The organism is uncultured Tateyamaria sp. (genome assembly GCF_947503465.1).
Classification (GTDB): Bacteria; Pseudomonadota; Alphaproteobacteria; order Rhodobacterales; family Rhodobacteraceae; genus Tateyamaria.
Genome location: NZ_CANNDN010000002.1, coordinates 397,375 through 413,204 on the forward strand (window position 1 = coordinate 397,375; position 15,830 = coordinate 413,204).

Annotated in this window: 15 protein-coding genes; 2 read left to right on the forward strand and 13 right to left on the reverse strand. The window is 61.8% G+C overall.

The genetic code is table 11. The features are described 5' to 3' along the window. Positions 1-1,434 (reverse strand): cytochrome c oxidase accessory protein CcoG, encoded by a 1,434-nt coding sequence (gene ccoG / locus Q0844_RS14510; RefSeq protein ID WP_299046153.1) that lies wholly within the window; start codon positions 1,432-1,434, stop codon positions 1-3. 186 nt (positions 1,435-1,620) lie between these two features. Here ccoG and Q0844_RS14515 point away from each other — a divergent pair, with 186 nt between their 5' ends. Next, positions 1,621-2,736, forward strand: coding sequence for a hypothetical protein (locus Q0844_RS14515; RefSeq protein WP_299046156.1), 1,116 nt, complete (start codon positions 1,621-1,623; stop codon positions 2,734-2,736). A 213-nt stretch (positions 2,737-2,949) separates the two neighbouring features. Here the strand turns inward: Q0844_RS14515 and ccoP are convergent, their stop codons facing one another. The 6 genes from ccoP to fnrL all read right to left on the reverse strand — a co-directional run bounded on the left by ccoP (position 2,950) and on the right by fnrL (position 7,773). After that, a complete protein-coding gene (gene ccoP / locus Q0844_RS14520) occupies positions 2,950-3,822 on the reverse strand; it encodes a cytochrome-c oxidase, cbb3-type subunit III (protein ID WP_299046159.1) in 873 nt (290 codons plus the stop codon). A 1-nt stretch (position 3,823) separates the two neighbouring features. Then, complete coding sequence (locus tag Q0844_RS14525) at positions 3,824-4,015, reverse strand: cbb3-type cytochrome c oxidase subunit 3 (protein WP_299046161.1); 192 nt, start codon at positions 4,013-4,015, stop codon at positions 3,824-3,826. Between the two features lie 9 nt (positions 4,016-4,024). Continuing rightward, on the reverse strand, positions 4,025-4,750 hold the full coding sequence (gene ccoO, locus Q0844_RS14530) for a cytochrome-c oxidase, cbb3-type subunit II (RefSeq protein WP_299046163.1): 726 nt from the start codon (positions 4,748-4,750) through the stop codon (positions 4,025-4,027). A 12-nt stretch (positions 4,751-4,762) separates the two neighbouring features. Further along, complete coding sequence (gene ccoN, locus Q0844_RS14535) at positions 4,763-6,373, reverse strand: cytochrome-c oxidase, cbb3-type subunit I (RefSeq protein WP_299046166.1); 1,611 nt, start codon at positions 6,371-6,373, stop codon at positions 4,763-4,765. A gap of 169 nt (positions 6,374-6,542) precedes the next feature. Continuing rightward, the gene (locus Q0844_RS14540) at positions 6,543-6,950 is read right to left on the reverse strand and encodes a universal stress protein (protein ID WP_299046168.1); all 408 of its coding nucleotides are present in this window, start codon (positions 6,948-6,950) and stop codon (positions 6,543-6,545) included. Between the two features lie 82 nt (positions 6,951-7,032). Then, positions 7,033-7,773 (reverse strand): transcriptional regulator FnrL, encoded by a 741-nt coding sequence (fnrL, locus tag Q0844_RS14545; RefSeq protein WP_299046171.1) that lies wholly within the window; start codon positions 7,771-7,773, stop codon positions 7,033-7,035. Positions 7,774-7,832: 59 nt separating this feature from the next. On the opposite strand from fnrL, the gene hemN reads away from it, so the two are divergent. Continuing rightward, entirely contained in the window at positions 7,833-9,185 is a 1,353-nt protein-coding gene (gene hemN, locus Q0844_RS14550; protein WP_299046175.1) for an oxygen-independent coproporphyrinogen III oxidase, read from the forward strand. On the opposite strand, the gene iolG is transcribed toward hemN, so the two are convergent. From iolG to iolD, 6 genes are all read right to left on the reverse strand, one after another. Next, positions 9,182-10,177: an inositol 2-dehydrogenase gene (gene iolG / locus Q0844_RS14555; protein ID WP_299046178.1), complete on the reverse strand. Its 996-nt coding sequence runs from the start codon at positions 10,175-10,177 to the stop codon at positions 9,182-9,184. The genes hemN and iolG overlap by 4 nt on opposite strands. Beyond that, complete coding sequence (locus Q0844_RS14560) at positions 10,174-11,007, reverse strand: class II fructose-bisphosphate aldolase (RefSeq protein ID WP_299046181.1); 834 nt, start codon at positions 11,005-11,007, stop codon at positions 10,174-10,176. The genes iolG and Q0844_RS14560 overlap by 4 nt, the downstream gene beginning before the upstream one ends. A gap of 126 nt (positions 11,008-11,133) precedes the next feature. Beyond that, entirely contained in the window at positions 11,134-11,988 is an 855-nt protein-coding gene (locus tag Q0844_RS14565) for a 5-deoxy-glucuronate isomerase (protein WP_299046184.1), read from the reverse strand. A 13-nt stretch (positions 11,989-12,001) separates the two neighbouring features. Then, the gene (gene iolC, locus Q0844_RS14570; protein ID WP_299046186.1) at positions 12,002-12,982 is read right to left on the reverse strand and encodes a 5-dehydro-2-deoxygluconokinase; all 981 of its coding nucleotides are present in this window, start codon (positions 12,980-12,982) and stop codon (positions 12,002-12,004) included. Continuing rightward, positions 12,979-13,824, reverse strand: a complete 846-nt coding sequence (locus Q0844_RS14575) for a phytanoyl-CoA dioxygenase family protein (protein WP_299046188.1) — start codon at positions 13,822-13,824, stop codon at positions 12,979-12,981. The genes iolC and Q0844_RS14575 overlap by 4 nt, the downstream gene beginning before the upstream one ends. Continuing rightward, positions 13,824-15,692 (reverse strand): 3D-(3,5/4)-trihydroxycyclohexane-1,2-dione acylhydrolase (decyclizing), encoded by a 1,869-nt coding sequence (gene iolD, locus Q0844_RS14580; RefSeq protein WP_299046191.1) that lies wholly within the window; start codon positions 15,690-15,692, stop codon positions 13,824-13,826. Before iolD ends, Q0844_RS14575 begins: the two co-directional genes overlap by 1 nt. Positions 15,693-15,830: the final 138 nt, after the last annotated feature.

Genomic DNA, 15,830 nt, shown 5'->3' on the forward strand with positions numbered 1-15,830 from the left:
TCAGCCCTTTCCGTTGAATATGGTGGCGACGCCGGCGCGGTCGTCGGTCTCGACATCCTCGACCCACAGGCGCAGGTCGGTGGTAACAGCCTCGGCTGCCGGGTCCTGCGGGCGCGCGATGACATAGACACGCGCCTGAAACGTCTCGTTGGCGGGGACGGTCACATGGTTGGCCACGGGCCCATCCGTTTCCACATCGATCCGCAAAATCTCGTCCGAGGTCAGCATGACCCGGAACTCCCGGTCATCGGCCGTCAGGTTGCGGATGCGCAGGGTGTAAGTGTTGCGCACAGCCCCATCCGACAGGGTCACGAATTGCGGATTGCGCACCGGCTCGACCGTCAGATCGATGTCCGACCGGATAAACAACGCATAGACCAGCGCCACGCCAATCAGCGACCACATCGACGTATAAAGGATCGTGCGAGGGCGCAGCACATGTTGCCAGATCGGGCGCGGTTTTGCGCCCTCTGTTTCGGCCGCTTCATCCGACAGGGCAAGGTAGTCGATCAAGCCGCGCGGCTTGCCGATCTTCTCCATCACCTCGTCACAGGCGTCGATGCACAGCGCGCAGGTGATGCACTCCATCTGCTGCCCGTCGCGGATGTCGATGCCTGCAGGGCACACGTTCACGCAGGCCATGCAGTCGATGCAGTCGCCCAGGGCCTCCGCCCCTTCGGCCTTGCGGTGCTTGCCGCGCGGCTCGCCCCGCCAATGGCGGTATGCGACGGTCAACGTGCTTTCATCCATCATCGCCGCCTGAATGCGTGGCCACGGGCACATGTAGTTGCAGACCTGTTCCCGCATGAACCCGCCAAACACAAAGGTGGTCGCGGCCAGGATCAGGATGGTGGAATAGGCCACCAGCGGCGCGCTGAAGGTCAGCAACTGCGCGGCAAGCGTCGGTGCGTCGGCAAAGTAGAACACCCACGCCCCGCCCGTCGCCAGCGCGATCAGGAACCAGACACCCCACTTGGTCACGCGCAAACGCAGCTTTTTCAGCGACCAATCGGCATTCCACAGGCGCACCCGCGCGTTGCGGTCGCCTTCGATCCAGCGTTCGACAAGGATAAACAGATCCGTCCACACGGTCTGCGGACATGTATAGCCGCACCAGACCCGGCCCAGGGCCGAGGTGAACAGAAACAGGCCCAAGCCCGCCATGATCAGCAAACCGGCCACAAAGTAGAACTCGTGCGGCCAGATCTCGATCCAGAAAAAGTAAAAGCGCCGCCCCGCCAGATCAATCAGAACCGCCTGATCGGGCAGGTTCGGGCCACGATCCCAGCGGATCCACGGGGTCAGGTAGTAGATCGCGAGGGTCACGCCCATGATCCACCATTTCAACGTGCGAAACGTGCCCTTCACCCGCCGGGGAAAGATCGGTTCGCGCGCAACATACAAAGACGGCGGAGTAGCCGGAGGCTGTGTCATATTCGGTTGTCCTGTTCGTCAACGTATCCTGCACACCAGCAGCCCAAGCAGCCTTGACCCAGATCAATTGCAGTTCGGTCAATTGCAATTGATCGCCTTTGCAGGTTGGCGGGACCCACTGTAAGTCTTGGCGAAAGGCCTGCCGTCAGGCGAGGCTGCTGAAAACGCAAAGGCGACCGCAATCAGATGACATCAATCGTTTTGCATGTCGGGCACGGAAAAACCGGTTCATCCTATTTACAATCGCTGTTCGCGCTGAACCAAGAGCAACTGCAACGTGCGAACGTAACATACCCGTTTCACAAGAACCTGACGGCCGCCGCTGCGGGACAGACCACCTCGGGCAATCACTCCAGCATCTTTTCCGATGTGCTGGATTTCGCGGGCCGGAATACGCTTTTGGTCAGCGGCGAAACCTTGTTCAGAACGTTGATGGGTACGGACACGCTTGCCAAGATTTCGCAGACGTACAAGTTGAAGGTGATCCTGTTCACGCGCGACGTCGTGGATCACGGGATATCCCGTTGGATACAGGGCGTGAAAGGGCGCGGGATCGTCGAGGATGTGGATACATACCTGACCCGGAACCCGCTGGGTCCGCACCCTATCGTGGTCGAATGGATGAACCTGTCGCGCATGCTGGGGTTCGAACTGCGCGTTCGGAACTATTCTAGGCACAAGTCGGATTTGGTATCTGTGTTTTGCGCCGACGCTTTCGATGGACGTCTTGACGCCAAGGCATTTCAGTTGCCCGACGTCACACGGGTCAATCGCGGGCTGACACAACCCGAATTGGACATACAGCGCCTGTTCAACGCCATCATAGGCTCCCAAAGCGCGGGTTACGTGGCGAAGTTTCTGGTGTCCCACTTTCCCGAAAGCCGCGGGGGCAAAACACGCGTATCGCAAAAAACCTATGACCTGTTAACTGCGGCCAACAAGCCATTCGTTGCGGCTATAAACCGGAACCTTCCACCCGAAGAACACGTCGGGTTTGGCGACCCAAAGGACGTGGTGCGCACGGCACCATCCGAACAGATACCCGAAGACACGATCGCCGCCCTTGCCGAAAACATCACGACCCAAGCACCTTTTTTTCAACGGCGTGACGGGGACTTGCAGTTCTTACTTGGACTGGCACTGCGGATCGAAAAAGGCCGGCAACCGGAATTGCAGGATGCGCTGAAGCTGATGGAAATGGCGCTTGCAATTCGACCAGGAGCGCCTCGGATCACCGCGAAGGTGGATGAGTGGCGAAAGATACTGGAGAAGGACAAAAACGTTGACATTCCAGAAGATTGACCTGCGGAGCTAACGTTCGACTTCAATGTGGGAAGCCTGCGTATCCAGGCGCAGGTCACCGATATCAAACAGGTCTCAGATCAGGCCGCAGTCATTCAAGCGGGTATCCCGGCCCCCGCTTGGTACGAACAGGACAGGGACCGGGACCGCCGCGCATCCCCCCTTTGACGGGGCAGGTACCCCACCGCGCGGCGTAGTGAAAAACGGCAAGAGCTACTCGCCGCCTCCCAATTGGTGCAGGTACAATGTGACCGCCTTGATCTCGTCTTCGTCGAGGCGCTGGCCCCACGCGGGCATCACGCCGAAACGGGAATAGGTGATCGTCTCGGTCAGGCGTTCGCGGTCACCGCCATAAAGCCAGATGGCATCGTTCAGCGTCGGCGCACCAAGCGTCCGGTCACCGTCTCCATTCAACCCGTGACAGGCCGAACACTGCTCTTCAAACAGACCTGCGCCCTGTTCGGCCAGTGCCGCATCATGGTCCTGACCTGACAAGGCCAACACATATTCGACGGTTTGACCAATTTCCTCATCCGACAGGATGTCGCCAAAGACAGGCATCTCGGACCACCGCGCATCGGGATCGGTCTCGTTCCGGATGCCGTGACGCACGGTGTATTCGATATCCTCAAGCGTGCCGCCCCACAGCCACGCGTCATCCAGCAGGTTGGGATACCCCGCCGCCTGAACCCCGGCGGCCCCAGCCCCGTGACATTGCGAACAATTGGCAAGGAACACCGACGCGCCGCCCGCCACACCATAACGGTGCGCCGGATCATCGGGTGTCAGCGTCGACAGGTCAGCCGACGCAAGGATGGCGGACACCTCCGCGTTCTGCGCCTCGACCACGGCGATCTGTTCGGCCACCTCGGCACGTGTCGAATAGCCCAACAGGCCCGCGGTGGCCGCGTTGACCAGGGGCCAGGCGGGATAGGCGATGGTATAGGCCAGGCCCCACACAACCGTCCCGTAAAAGGTCCACAGCCACCAGCGCGGCAACGGGTTGTTCAACTCCTTGATTCCGTCCCATTCATGGCCGGTGGTGTCGGTCCCGGTGACCTGATCGATATCTTGATTGTCAGCCATCTCAGTCGGCCTCCGGTTCTTGCGCGATGAAATGCGCGTCTGTGTCGTTGCGTAGGGGAATGCCAGCGGCCTCTTCATTGGCCTTGCGGGCCGACGGGCGGAAGGACCACAGGCAGGCTGTGATGTAGAAGACCACCATCGCCAGCAGCACCCAGCTATCGGCCAGTTCTCGGAGGAAGGAATAAGTATCCATCATGTCCTCCTATCGGCTCGGCTCGGGGGTGAAGGTCGAAAAGTCGACCAACGTGCCCAGCATCTGCAGATACGCGATCAGCGCATCCATCTCGGTCAACTCGGGCTGACCATCGAAATTGGACACCACCGCACCGGGATAACGTTCCACCAGCCCGTCCCAATCCGCGTCGGGATCGGCCTGCACGCGGAAATCGTCCACAGCAGCCGCGACCATCTCGTCGGTATAGGGGACGCCCACAAATCGGTGGGTGCGGACCAGCGCTTCGACCTGATCCGTGTCCAGCACGGTATCGGCCAGGAAGGCGTATTTCGGCATGATGGATTCCGGCACAACCGATTGCGGGTCCAGCAGGTGATCCACATGCCACGCATCCGAATACCGGCCGCCCACACGGGCCAGATCCGGCCCGGTGCGCTTGGACCCCCACTGGAACGGGTGGTCGTACATCGACTCTGCCGCCAGTGAATAGTGGCCATAGCGTTCGACCTCGTCCCGCATGGGGCGGATCATCTGGCTGTGGCAGACATAGCACCCTTCACGGATGTAAATGTCGCGCCCCGCCAGTTCCAGCGGGCTGTAGGGCCGCACCCCGTCCACCTCTTCGATCGTGTTCTCAAGATAGAACAGCGGTGCGATTTCCACGATGCCACCGATGGTGACGACAAGCAGCGAGAAGACGAACAAAAGCGTCGGGCTGCGTTCCAGGGCCTGGTGTCGGTCAAGAAAAGCCATTGCACTGTCTCCTTATGCTGCTTGTGCGGTTGCGGGTGCGGGCGGGGCCACCGCGACGGGTTTGCCGCCCCGGATGGTCATCCACATGTTCCAGACCATGATCACGCCGCCAGCCAGGTAAAGGACCCCGCCCAGCCCACGCACCACATACATCGGGAACTTCGCGCTTACGGTGTCGGCGAACGAATTCACGAGGAACCCCTGGGCATCGACTTCGCGCCACATCAGGCCCTCCATGATGCCGGTCACCCACATGGACGCGGCGTAAAGAACGATACCGATGGTGGCGAGCCAGAAGTGCCAGTCGATAGCCGCCATCGAATACATCTCTTTCCGGCCCCACAGGCGCGGCGTCAGGAAGTAGAGCGCGCCAAAGGTGATCATGCCGTTCCAGCCCAGCGCACCGGAATGCACGTGCCCGATGGTCCAGTCGGTATAGTGGCTCAGCGAATTCACCGCCCGGATCGACATCATCGGCCCCTCGAAGGTGGACATGCCGTAGAAGGCCAGCGAAATCACCATCATCCGGATGATCGGATCCGTGCGCAGCTTGTCCCACGCGCCTTGCAGCGTCATGAGGCCATTGATCATGCCGCCCCAGCTGGGCATCCACAGGATGATCGAAAACACCATGCCAAGGGTCGACGCCCAGTCCGGCAACGCGGTGTAGTGCAAGTGGTGCGGACCCGCCCAGATATACAGGAAGATCAGCGCCCAGAAGTGGATGATGGACAGCTTGTAGCTATAGACCGGACGCCCCGCCTGCTTGGGCACGAAATAGTACATCATGCCCAGGAAGCCCGCAGTCAGGAAAAAGCCCACGGCGTTGTGGCCATACCACCATTGCGTCATCGCATCCTGCACGCCCGAAAACACCTGCACGGATTTGGAGCCGAACAGCGACACAGGAATGCTCAGGTTGTTGACGATATGCAGCATCGCCACGGTGATGATAAAGCTCAGCAGGAACCAGTTGGCGACATAGATGTGCTTTTCCTGCCGCTTGAAGATGGTGCCAAGGTAGACGGCGAGGAAGGCAACCCAGACAAGGGTCAGCCAGATGTCCACATACCATTCCGGCTCTGCATATTCCTTGGATTGCGTGGCGCCCAGCAAATAACCGGTCGCGGCCATCACGACGAACAGCTGATAGCCCCAGAAGACGAACCACGCGAGGTTGCCGCCCCACAGGCGCGCACCACAGGTACGCTGCACGATATAGAACGACGACATGATCAGCGCGTTGCCCCCGAACGCGAAAATCACCGCACTTGTGTGCAGCGGGCGCAGCCGTCCGAAATTGGTAAAGGGTTGGCCCCAGTCAAAATTGAGGGCCGGAAAGGCAAGTTGAAAGGCGATGAACACGCCCGCAAGAAAACCCACGACACCCCAGATGCCGGTGGCGATCACGCCTGCCCGGATGACACTATCCATATAGCCGGTGTCGTCCACAACGGCTTGTGTCTCTCCGATTTGGCGGACCTGCCAGATGAACATGCCCAGCGCGATCACAAAGATCAGTGCCGCATGCAGCTTGTAGGCCAGGTCATGCCCCCAGTCCGCTGCAATGGCAGCGCACAGGGCCACCAGGCCCAGCAAAATGAGTTTAACGTAGTCCCACATTCTCTTTCCTTTGCAAATTCGCACCGATCCCTTGGCTTTCTGGATCGCTGCGCGTCTGCGCACTGTCCCCGCGGGGACAACAGACCTGTTCGTATGTTGTGGTGATTAAGCGGGCGCCGGGACGCCCGCGTTGATCTGGATCAAGCGCCCGAGATTTTGGGACACGTCCCTAGCGGATCACATGCACCGCGCAGGGCGCATGCCGGGTGACCCAGGCGGCGGTGGATCCCAGCAAGATGTCCGACAGCGCGGGCTGGTGGGATGGCATCACGATCAGATCGGTACTGTGATCCTTGGCATAGTCGGTGATGCTACGCCCTGTGGCGCCTTCGATCACGGCGCTTTGTCCATTGGGCAGATCGGCTGCCATGACCTGCAAGCGTCCGGCCATGCGTTCCCGGTTCCCGATGACCAGGTCGGTCGGCACGAATTCGGCTGCGTAGACGGGCAACTGCTCCATCACATGCAACAGCGTGATCAGCGCACCGTCCGAGGACAGATGCCGCGCCACGGCCACCGCCTGCGGATGATCGCGATCTTCGCCAAAGGCGACGGGGATCAGAATGTTGGAATACATGGGGGCAACCCTCCTTTGACCATTCGGCCAGAAGGATTACGCCACGCGCGCAGGGCCTGCGTTGATGTGGATCAAGCGGGGATCAGAACAGCACGCCGCCGTCCGAGTCATCGCCGCTTTCCAGCAGCAGCGTCTCAAGATCGGGGATCAGAACGGTGCGGTTGCCATCCAGCCCGATCACCCCGTCCTTGCGCAGGCTGGTGAACTGCCGGCTGACGGTCTCGATGGTCAGACCCAGGAAATTCGCCATGGCCTCGCGGCTGATGGGCAATTCAAGCCGTGAGGTGTCCCCCATCACGCGGCCATCGGGGTTCACGGTACGCTTGGCGATCAGCATGAGGAAGCTGGCGATCTTTTCACGCGCGGTCTTGCGACCCAGCAGCAGCATCCAGTCGCGGGCCGCGTCCAATTCATCCAGCGCCATCTCAAGCATGCGTTCCTGCAAATGCGGCACATCCTTCAGCAACGTCTCGAACGGCTTGCGGTAGAAGCTGCACAACGTGACCTCGGTCACGGCGGTCACATCATATTGCAACGTGTCCCGGCCGGGACGCCCGATGAAATCGGACGGCAACAGCAGGCCCACCAGTTGCGTGCGCCCATCCTCGATCGCGCGTTCCAGCGTCGCGGTGCCCGCCACAACCGACGCCACCACATCCAGCGCATCACCGCGCATCGCAATGGTCTTGCCCGCAGGATAGGTCTTGTAAAACTTGATCTGGTTCAGTTGCTCCAGCTCGTCCTCGTCACAGCGCGCGCACACGGCGCGGTGACGGATCGGGCAACTGGAACAGTTGTCGAAGGCCGGAACCGGTTTGTTCATCCCGAGACCTGTTGATCTGTGTCAATGCGCGCGGCGGACAGATCACGAAACTCAGGGCTATGAAACACGTTTCCGACCTCCGCCGTCATGGGCTTTTCGATGCCAGGGTCCCACGCTTTACAAGCTATCCACCCGCCAATTGGTTCAGCGAAGAGGTGGGCGCGGACTGCGTGCGCACCTGGCAATCTACTGCGCCCAAGGATGCAGAGATTTCGCTCTATGTCCACATCCCCTTTTGCCGCAGACTGTGCTGGTTCTGCGCATGCCGGACCCAGGGGACGCGCAACGACGCCCCGCTGGCGCCCTATGTCGACCGGGTCCTGGCCGAGGCGCGGGCCACGCGGACCGGCTTTGGACACGCGGTGCGCACCAGGCGGCTGCATCTGGGCGGCGGAACCCCTACCATCCTGACCGCCGCCCTGCTGGACCGTTTGCTGTCGGGTCTTGATGACATCTGGGACCTCAGCACGGTCGATGAATTCTCGGTCGAGGTGGACCCGACAGATGTGGGCCCCAAACGCCTTGCAATGCTGCGACAGCACGGCCTGTCGCGCGTCAGCCTTGGCATCCAGGACTTTGACCCGCAGGTGCAGAAGGCCATTGGACGGGCTCAATCACGGGCGCTGACCGCAGATGTGGTTGCACAGGTGCGCGATCTGGGCGTGCAGGGCCTGAACTTTGATCTGCTTTACGGCCTGCCCTTCCAGACAAGGACGTCACTGGCCCAGACGCTGCAGGCCGCGCTGGATATGGCGCCCGCGCGGATCGCGCTGTTTGGCTATGCGCATGTGCCATGGATGTCCAAGCGACAGTCGCTGATCCCCAGCGACGCATTGCCCAAGCCGGAACACCGGTTGGCGCTGTTCGACCTTGCCCGGCGGACGCTGCTGGGCCAAGGCTATGTCCAGATCGGGATTGATCATTTTGCACGCCCCGACGACGCGCTGGCGCAGGCCTTCTTTGACAAACGGCTGACGCGGTCCTTTCAGGGCTACACCGATGATACGGCCCCTTATCTGATCGGTCTGGGGGCCTCTGCCATCTCGACCTATCCGCAGGGATTTGCGCAGAACATCCCGGTGACCGGCAAATACGCCGCCCAGATCGATGCGGACCAGCCCGCCCTGTGGCGCGGCTATGCGTTGAACGGGGTGGATCACCTCAAGGCGGATGTGGTTGCGCAAATGATGTGCTATCACGCCGCCACACTGTCGGACGCGCACCTGGCCGACCCCACCGTGTTGTCGGCTGTGCTGCACATCGTTGAGCGGTTCAAAGAGGCCGTGAGCTGGGATGGCAAAACGCTGACGATTGCCCGCTGGGCGCACCCGCTTGTGCGCCAGATTGCCGGCACGCTGACCACCGACCACCCCGCACAGGCTGACAAGCGCACCTACAGCGCCGCGATCTAGGTGAAATCCAGCGTCATTGGCGCGCCCGCCTCGTAAGAGGCCTGCGCCGCGTCCGCCATCACCTGCGCCTTGTAGCCGTCGATCCCGCCGGGGTTGGGCGGCGTACCGGCAGTCAAAACCTGTACGAAATGCTGCATCTCCGCCGTATAGGCTGCGGCGTAGCGTTCCAGGAAAAACGGTTCGGTCGGGGCGCGGGTGAAGCCGGCGGCGTTCGACATCTCGACCGTCGAGGTCAGCACGTTGTCAGCACGCAACATGCCGTTTTCCCCATGCACTTCAATGCGTTGGTCATAGCCATAGGTGGCGCGGCGCGAGTTCGATATCTGGCACAGCCTGCCCGACGCGGTGCGCAGGGACACCATCGCGGTGTCAATATCGCCTGCCTGCCCGATTTCGGGGTCTACAAGGCACGACCCATGCGCGAAAATTTCGACCGGGTCTTCGCCCAGCAGGAACCGCGCCATGTCCAGATCGTGGATCATCATATCCCGGAACAGACCGCCGGAGGTCTTGATATAGCCGATGGGCGGCGGTGACGGGTCGCGCGACAGGATTGTCACCATCTCGACCTTGCCGATGGCCCCGTCGTCGATCTGCCCCTTGAGCGTGCGGAAATTGGGATCAAAGCGCCGGTTGAAGGCGATAAAGAACGGAACCGCGTGCTGTTCGACCACGGCGAGACAGTCGCGGATGCGCGCGGCATTCAGGTCAATGGGTTTTTCGCAAAAGATCGCCTTGCCCGCGCGGGCCGCGCTGTGGATCAGGTCGTAATGCGTGGTGGTCGGCGTGCCGATCACCACCGCGTCGATATCGGAGGCGGTCAGGATATCCTCGGTCTCCATCACCCTGGACCCGGTGCGTTTGGCCAGGGCGGCGGCGGCCTCGGGCATGGCATCGGCCACGGCGGCGACCTGCGCGCCCTCCATCCCCATCAGGCTGCGGGCATGGACCTGTCCGATACGACCACAGCCCAGAAGTGCGATATTGATCATGTGTTTGCCCTCATGGTGCGCAGGACGGTGCGGGTGGCCGCGACAACCGGGTCGTGCGTGTCTTGCAGGATTTGCACGCGGTCAAAGCGCTCCGGGTCGCTGTTCACCGCGTCGCGCAGGGCGTTGCCAAAGGCCTGCCGCAGCTCGGTCCCGATGTTGAACTTGCAGATATTGGTCTGTGTCGCCAGCGTGCGCCGCTGGGCGGCAGGCACGCCAGAGCCGCCATGGATGACAAGCGGCACGTCGGTGACCGCCTGGATGGCGGCGATGCGGTCTTCGTCCAGGCCGCCGGATTGGTCGGTTTGCAGGTGCACGTTGCCGACCGAGACCGCCATGGCATCCACGCCTGTCTCTGCCGCGAATTGCGCCGCCTCGGCCGGGTTGGTCCCGGCGGAGGCTTCACCGTTGTCATAGCCCACGAACCCGATCTCGCCCTCGCAGGAGATGCCAGCCGCGTGGGCCATGTCGACGATGGCCCTGGTCTCGGCAATATTCTCGGCCAGCGGCTTGCGCGAGCCATCGAACATCAGCGAGGTAAAGCCGCTGTCGAGCGCTTCGCGGCATTCATCGAAGGTGTAGCCGTGGTCGAGATGGGCAACAACCGGCACGCTTGCCGCTTCGGCCAGGTGTCGGAACATCTTGCCCAGGATTGGCAGGGGTGTGTGCGCGCGGCAGGACGGTCCGGCCTGCAGGATCACGGGGCAGTTTTCAGCTTCGGCGGCGGCGACGTAGGCGCGCATGTCTTCCCAGCCCAGCGTGACGAGACCTGCGACGGCATAGCCATCGGATTTGGCGGGGATCAAAACATCTGACAGAGTGACGAGTGGCATGTCTTTGGAAACTGAGGGCGGGCCCCGGCCGCGGGTTGGGGGTGTGGCCCCCGCCCGTCGAACCTGCGGTTCGCCATTGGGGAATGGGCGGTCGGGGGCTGCCCGGCGGTGCCGCCGGGCGCTACATCACTTGAACTTCGCGATCATGTCCTTGATGCCCGGAATGGTTTCGATCTGATAGGCGTGGGTCGGCTGGAAATACTGCACCAGGCTGCGCTGGCTCAGGCCACCGAGGATGGTGAAGTAATACATCTCATATCCCGGCAGCACCGCGCAGGGGTGATAGCCGTTGTCGAGGCAGATCGTGGAGCCATCGACGATGTGATAGGCATCGCCCGCAAGGTTGTCCTTGCGCTGCAACATCTGCACGCCCGATCCGTGGTTGGGGCGGAAACGGAAGTTGTAGGTCTCGTCATGGCGCGTCTCGATCACCTCGCCGCCTTCGGACCGGTCGGTGTCGTGCTTGTGGCTGGGGAACCCCGACCAGCCGCCCTGGCCCACGGTGAACAGTTCGGACACCAGCAAGCGCCCCACCTTGTCGTGGTACTTGGTGCCGAGGATGTGCTTGATCTTGCGGTGGGTTTTCGTGTCGTCCGACCCGTATTGCACCAGGTCCAATTCGTCGTTGCGGACTGCAAAGGCGTCCAGCACCTTGTCATAACGCGCACCGGCCACGAACACCTCGGCCGTGTCCGAAGTGCAGACCATCTCGGCCTTCGCCGCCGTGGGGACATAGACGCCTTCGGGTTCACCGTCCCACACATCCACGCCGCGCCCGCCAAGTGCGTCGGCCTTGAACCCTTCGACATTCACGTCGACCGTACCGGTCGCGGGCACGATGCAGGTCTCGTATCCGGGCACGGCATATTCGAACGCCTCACCCTTCTTCAGCTTCACGATGTTGAAGTAATTCAGCGGGACAGTGGCATCATCCACATCCACGATCGGTTTGTTCTGGTTGTCGAAAGGCGCGATATGCATGTGCCTGTCTCCTTTATGGTGATGTGGGACCGGGATGGTGTGTCAGGAAATCATCGAGCAGGTCGGGCGTGGGCATGGCAGGCGCGCAGCCCGGTTGCGAGACGGTGATGGACGCGCAGGCGGAGCCGCGCAGGATGGCGGTCTTCAGATCGCGCCCGTCGGCAAGGCCGGTCATCAGCCCGGCCATGAACGCGTCCCCTGCCCCATTGGGTTTGACGGCGGTGACGGGGTATATACCAGTGGCGATCTCCTGCCCGTCCGCGTAGGTTACAGCGCCCTTTTCGCCCCTCTTGTAGATCACGATGCGGGCGGTGGTTTCGGACAGCACACGCGCCTTGGCCTGTCCCTTGTCCATGCCACCAGCCATGAACCCGAACTCTTCATCATTGCCGACAATCATGTCCGACGCCTCGGCCGCGCGGCTCAGCACGTCGGCGGCAACCTGCGGAGAGGGCCACGAGTATGGGCGGTAATCCACGTCGAAGATGATGGGCAGGCCCGCGTCCTTCGCCAGGTCGAAGCTGCGGAACGTGGCGCTGCGCGACGGTTCGGCGGCAAATACGGTGCCTGCGGTGATCAGCGCGCCATATTTGGAGTAATCCACCTGTTCGACATCTTCAGCCGTCATCTGAAAATCCGCGGCCCCGTTGCGGTAGATGACGTTGCGATGCCCGTCCAGCACACTTTCGTAGAAGGCAAGCGAGTTGCGGTATTCCCCGCCGACCCGGTTCACGTGAGTGGTGTCTACGCCGTAGTGCCTCAGGCGGTTGATACAGTAGCTGCCGACGGAATCGTCGCTGACGGATGTGACAAGCGCCGCCTTGCCCCCCAGCTTGCAGATGCCCGCACCGATATTTGCGGCGGACCCGCCCAGATCGACCGTCAAGCGCTCCGCATCCTCGGCGCGCACGCCCACATCGGTGAAGAAATCAATCCCCGCGCGCCCCACGATGACAAAGTCATTGGCCCTTATCCCATCCAGCAGCGCGCTCATCTGATCCCCTCGGCATTCACCGCGTCTGCCTGATCCAGAATTTCGGGGTACTTGTAGTTGAAGCCCAGAAGCTGCCGCATCTCGGGGCTGGCGGCATCAAGGAACGACTGCGGCAAGGCACCTGGCATGTCTTCGAGCGGTTTGACGAATTTCGGGATGTAGTTGATCAGCACCGCATTGCGGTCGTGATCCGCATGGTTGGGCATCGCACAGTGCCACGCCGCGCCGAAGAAGATGACGGTATCGCCGGGATCACCCGTCATCCGTGCGCAGTTGGCATAGAAATGATCGTGATCATCCGCCGTGGGATAGCGCATGTCGCGCTGCGTGCCCGGCAGGTAAGCCGTTGCGCCGCTTTCCTCGGTAAACGGGTCCAGCGCGATGGTGACCTGCGCGTTCATCGGGAAACTGGCGTTCAGGCCCATGGGGTGTGTGTCAGGGCTGTGGAAATCCCAATAGGGAAAGTCGATATGCGGTTCCTGCCCCGGTCCACCGGGCAGAATGCGGTTGGCGGCGATGGACCCCATGATGAATTCGGACCCCAGCCAGCGCCGCAGCACGGTCATGATGACCGGATGCGTCGCCATCTCGGAAAACACATCGCCCTTGGCCAGCAGGTTCCAGACCCGGCGTTGGAGGTTGGCGCGTCCATCCTCCATCGCTGCACCCTGGAAATGCGTGACCTTGTCACCCTCGCCGTCCGAATGCGCCATGATGCGCGCGCGCGCGTCTGCGATCTGGTCCGGGCTGAACAGTCCGGCAATGCGCACGGCACCGGGGCCGTTCAGCATCTCTTCGCAGATCACAACGGGATCGGCGGTGTCGGCGGTAAAGGTCCGCATCATACCCCCTTGCGCTGCCTGGGCCGGGTGGATTCCCAATCGGCATGGGCGGCGGCGACCTTTTCATTGTCGGTCACGTGAGGCGTGCCCACTTCCCACCACGCGTGGCCGCCTTCAGTCCAGCCCTCGTAGGCGTCGACCTTCATGCAGATGACATAGGTCTTGTCGCTGGCCTTGGCCCGTCGGAACGCCTCGCCCAGGTCGGCGGGGGTCGCGACCGTTTCTGCCGCAGCCCCCATGCTGGCGGCATGCGCTTCGAAATCCACGGCAAAGGCGTCCGGAATCGTGGGCGCATCGCTCAGCAGGTTGTTGAAGCTTTCGTTGCCGGTGTTGTTCTGCAGCTTGTTGATGACGGCAAAGCCGCCATTGTCCAACACCAGCACGATCATCTTTTTCCGGCTGAGGACAGAGGAATAGATGTCCGAATTCATCAGCAGATACGATCCGTCGCCGCAGAAGGTGATCACGTCCTGATCGGGTTCGCGTTCGGCCTGCGCGATGCGCGCACCCCACGCGCCTGCGATCTCGTAGCCCATGCACGAAAACCCGAACTCGACATCCACGGTACCGATGTCGAGGGTCCGCCAGTTGGCTGTCACCTCGGCAGGCAGACCGCCTGCCGCGGCGATGACTCGGTCGCGTGGATCGCACGCCGCGTTCACCACACCAATGGCCTGGGCGTAGGAGTTCGGGCGGTTCCCGTGTGCCACGTTGCCTGCCACATATGCCGTCCATTCGGCGCGCACTGATTTTGCAAAATCAGTCCACCCGGTCGGAGAGACATAGCCCGACATGGCCGATCCAAGTGCATCAAGCCCCAGCTTGGCATCCCCCACCACAGGCAGCGAGCGGTGCTTGCCAGCGTCATGGCGCCCTGCGTTCAGGCCGATGATCTGTGCGTCTTGCGCAAAGGCCGTCCAGGATCCGGTGGTAAAGTCCTGCAACCGGCAGCCCACCGACAAGATCACATCGGCCTTTTCGGCAATCGCGTTGGCGCTGTCCGATCCCGTCACGCCGATGGGGCCGCAATTCAGCGGATGCGTATCAAGCATATTGGCCCGTCCCGCGATGGTTTCGACCACGGGGATGTTGTGGGCTTCGGCAAAGGCGGTCAGCTCTTTGACCGCGCCGGAATATTGCACGCCGCCGCCCGCGATGATCATGGGGCGTTTGGCTGTTTTCAGGGCGGCGGCGGCGTCGGCCACCTCTGCCGCGTCGGGGAACTGGCGGCGGATGCGGTGCACGCGTCGTTCGAACATCGCCAACGGGTAGTCGTAGGCCCAGCCCTGCACGTCCTGCGGCAGCCCGATGAACGCCGGTCCGCAATCTGCCGGGTCCAGCAGTGTTGCAATCGCATTCGGCAGCGACTGGATGATCTGCGCCGGATGCGTGATCCGGTCCCAATAGCGCGTGACCGCCTTGAACGCGTCATTCACGCCAAAGGTCGGGTCGCCGAAATGTTCAAGCTGTTGCAGCACCGGGTCAGGCAGCCGCGTGATGAACGTATCGCCGCACAGCATCAGCATCGGCAGCCGGTTCGCATGGGCCAGGGCAGAGGCCGTCAGCAGGTTTGCCGTGCCGGGACCGGCAGACGCCGTGCAGAACATGAAGCGTCGGCGCAGCCATGTCTTGGCATAGCCTGCCGCGGCAAAGCCCATGCTTTGTTCGTTCTGCCCGCGATAGAGCGGCAATTCGTCCTTGTGATCAAACAGCGCCTCGCCCAGGCAGGTCACGTTGCCATGCCCGAAAATGCCAAAGCCGCCGCCGCACAGGTGCCACTCCTGCCCGTCAATCTGGATGTACTGCGCCGCCAAATAGCGGATGATCGCCTGCGCTGTCGTCAGACGCACGGTGTCGCTGCTCGCCATATTCTCCTCCCATGGCTGCGCGATTGCATTTAGCGCCTTTTGATGCGCGATTTCATTTCGCGACGATTCTGTATTGACCCGTCCGTTGCAATGACGATACCGGTATTGCAACCGGTTGCAAATACTTTTTCAGGGAGG

What these genes read in the sequence shown, in the direction of transcription:
- ccoG (WP_299046153.1), bottom strand. Translation starts at nt 1,434, where the DNA reads ATGACACAGCCTCCGGCTACTCCGCCGTCTTTGTATGTTGCGCGCGAA.
- Q0844_RS14515 (WP_299046156.1), top strand. Translation starts at nt 1,621, where the DNA reads ATGACATCAATCGTTTTGCATGTCGGGCACGGAAAAACCGGTTCATCC.
- ccoP (WP_299046159.1), bottom strand. Translation starts at nt 3,822, where the DNA reads ATGGCTGACAATCAAGATATCGATCAGGTCACCGGGACCGACACCACC.
- Q0844_RS14525 (WP_299046161.1), bottom strand. Translation starts at nt 4,015, where the DNA reads ATGGATACTTATTCCTTCCTCCGAGAACTGGCCGATAGCTGGGTGCTG.
- ccoO (WP_299046163.1), bottom strand. Translation starts at nt 4,750, where the DNA reads ATGGCTTTTCTTGACCGACACCAGGCCCTGGAACGCAGCCCGACGCTT.
- ccoN (WP_299046166.1), bottom strand. Translation starts at nt 6,373, where the DNA reads ATGTGGGACTACGTTAAACTCATTTTGCTGGGCCTGGTGGCCCTGTGC.
- Q0844_RS14540 (WP_299046168.1), bottom strand. Translation starts at nt 6,950, where the DNA reads ATGTATTCCAACATTCTGATCCCCGTCGCCTTTGGCGAAGATCGCGAT.
- fnrL (WP_299046171.1), bottom strand. Translation starts at nt 7,773, where the DNA reads ATGAACAAACCGGTTCCGGCCTTCGACAACTGTTCCAGTTGCCCGATC.
- hemN (WP_299046175.1), top strand. Translation starts at nt 7,833, where the DNA reads ATGAAACACGTTTCCGACCTCCGCCGTCATGGGCTTTTCGATGCCAGG.
- iolG (WP_299046178.1), bottom strand. Translation starts at nt 10,177, where the DNA reads ATGATCAATATCGCACTTCTGGGCTGTGGTCGTATCGGACAGGTCCAT.
- Q0844_RS14560 (WP_299046181.1), bottom strand. Translation starts at nt 11,007, where the DNA reads ATGCCACTCGTCACTCTGTCAGATGTTTTGATCCCCGCCAAATCCGAT.
- Q0844_RS14565 (WP_299046184.1), bottom strand. Translation starts at nt 11,988, where the DNA reads ATGCATATCGCGCCTTTCGACAACCAGAACAAACCGATCGTGGATGTG.
- iolC (WP_299046186.1), bottom strand. Translation starts at nt 12,982, where the DNA reads ATGAGCGCGCTGCTGGATGGGATAAGGGCCAATGACTTTGTCATCGTG.
- Q0844_RS14575 (WP_299046188.1), bottom strand. Translation starts at nt 13,824, where the DNA reads ATGCGGACCTTTACCGCCGACACCGCCGATCCCGTTGTGATCTGCGAA.
- iolD (WP_299046191.1), bottom strand. Translation starts at nt 15,692, where the DNA reads ATGGCGAGCAGCGACACCGTGCGTCTGACGACAGCGCAGGCGATCATC.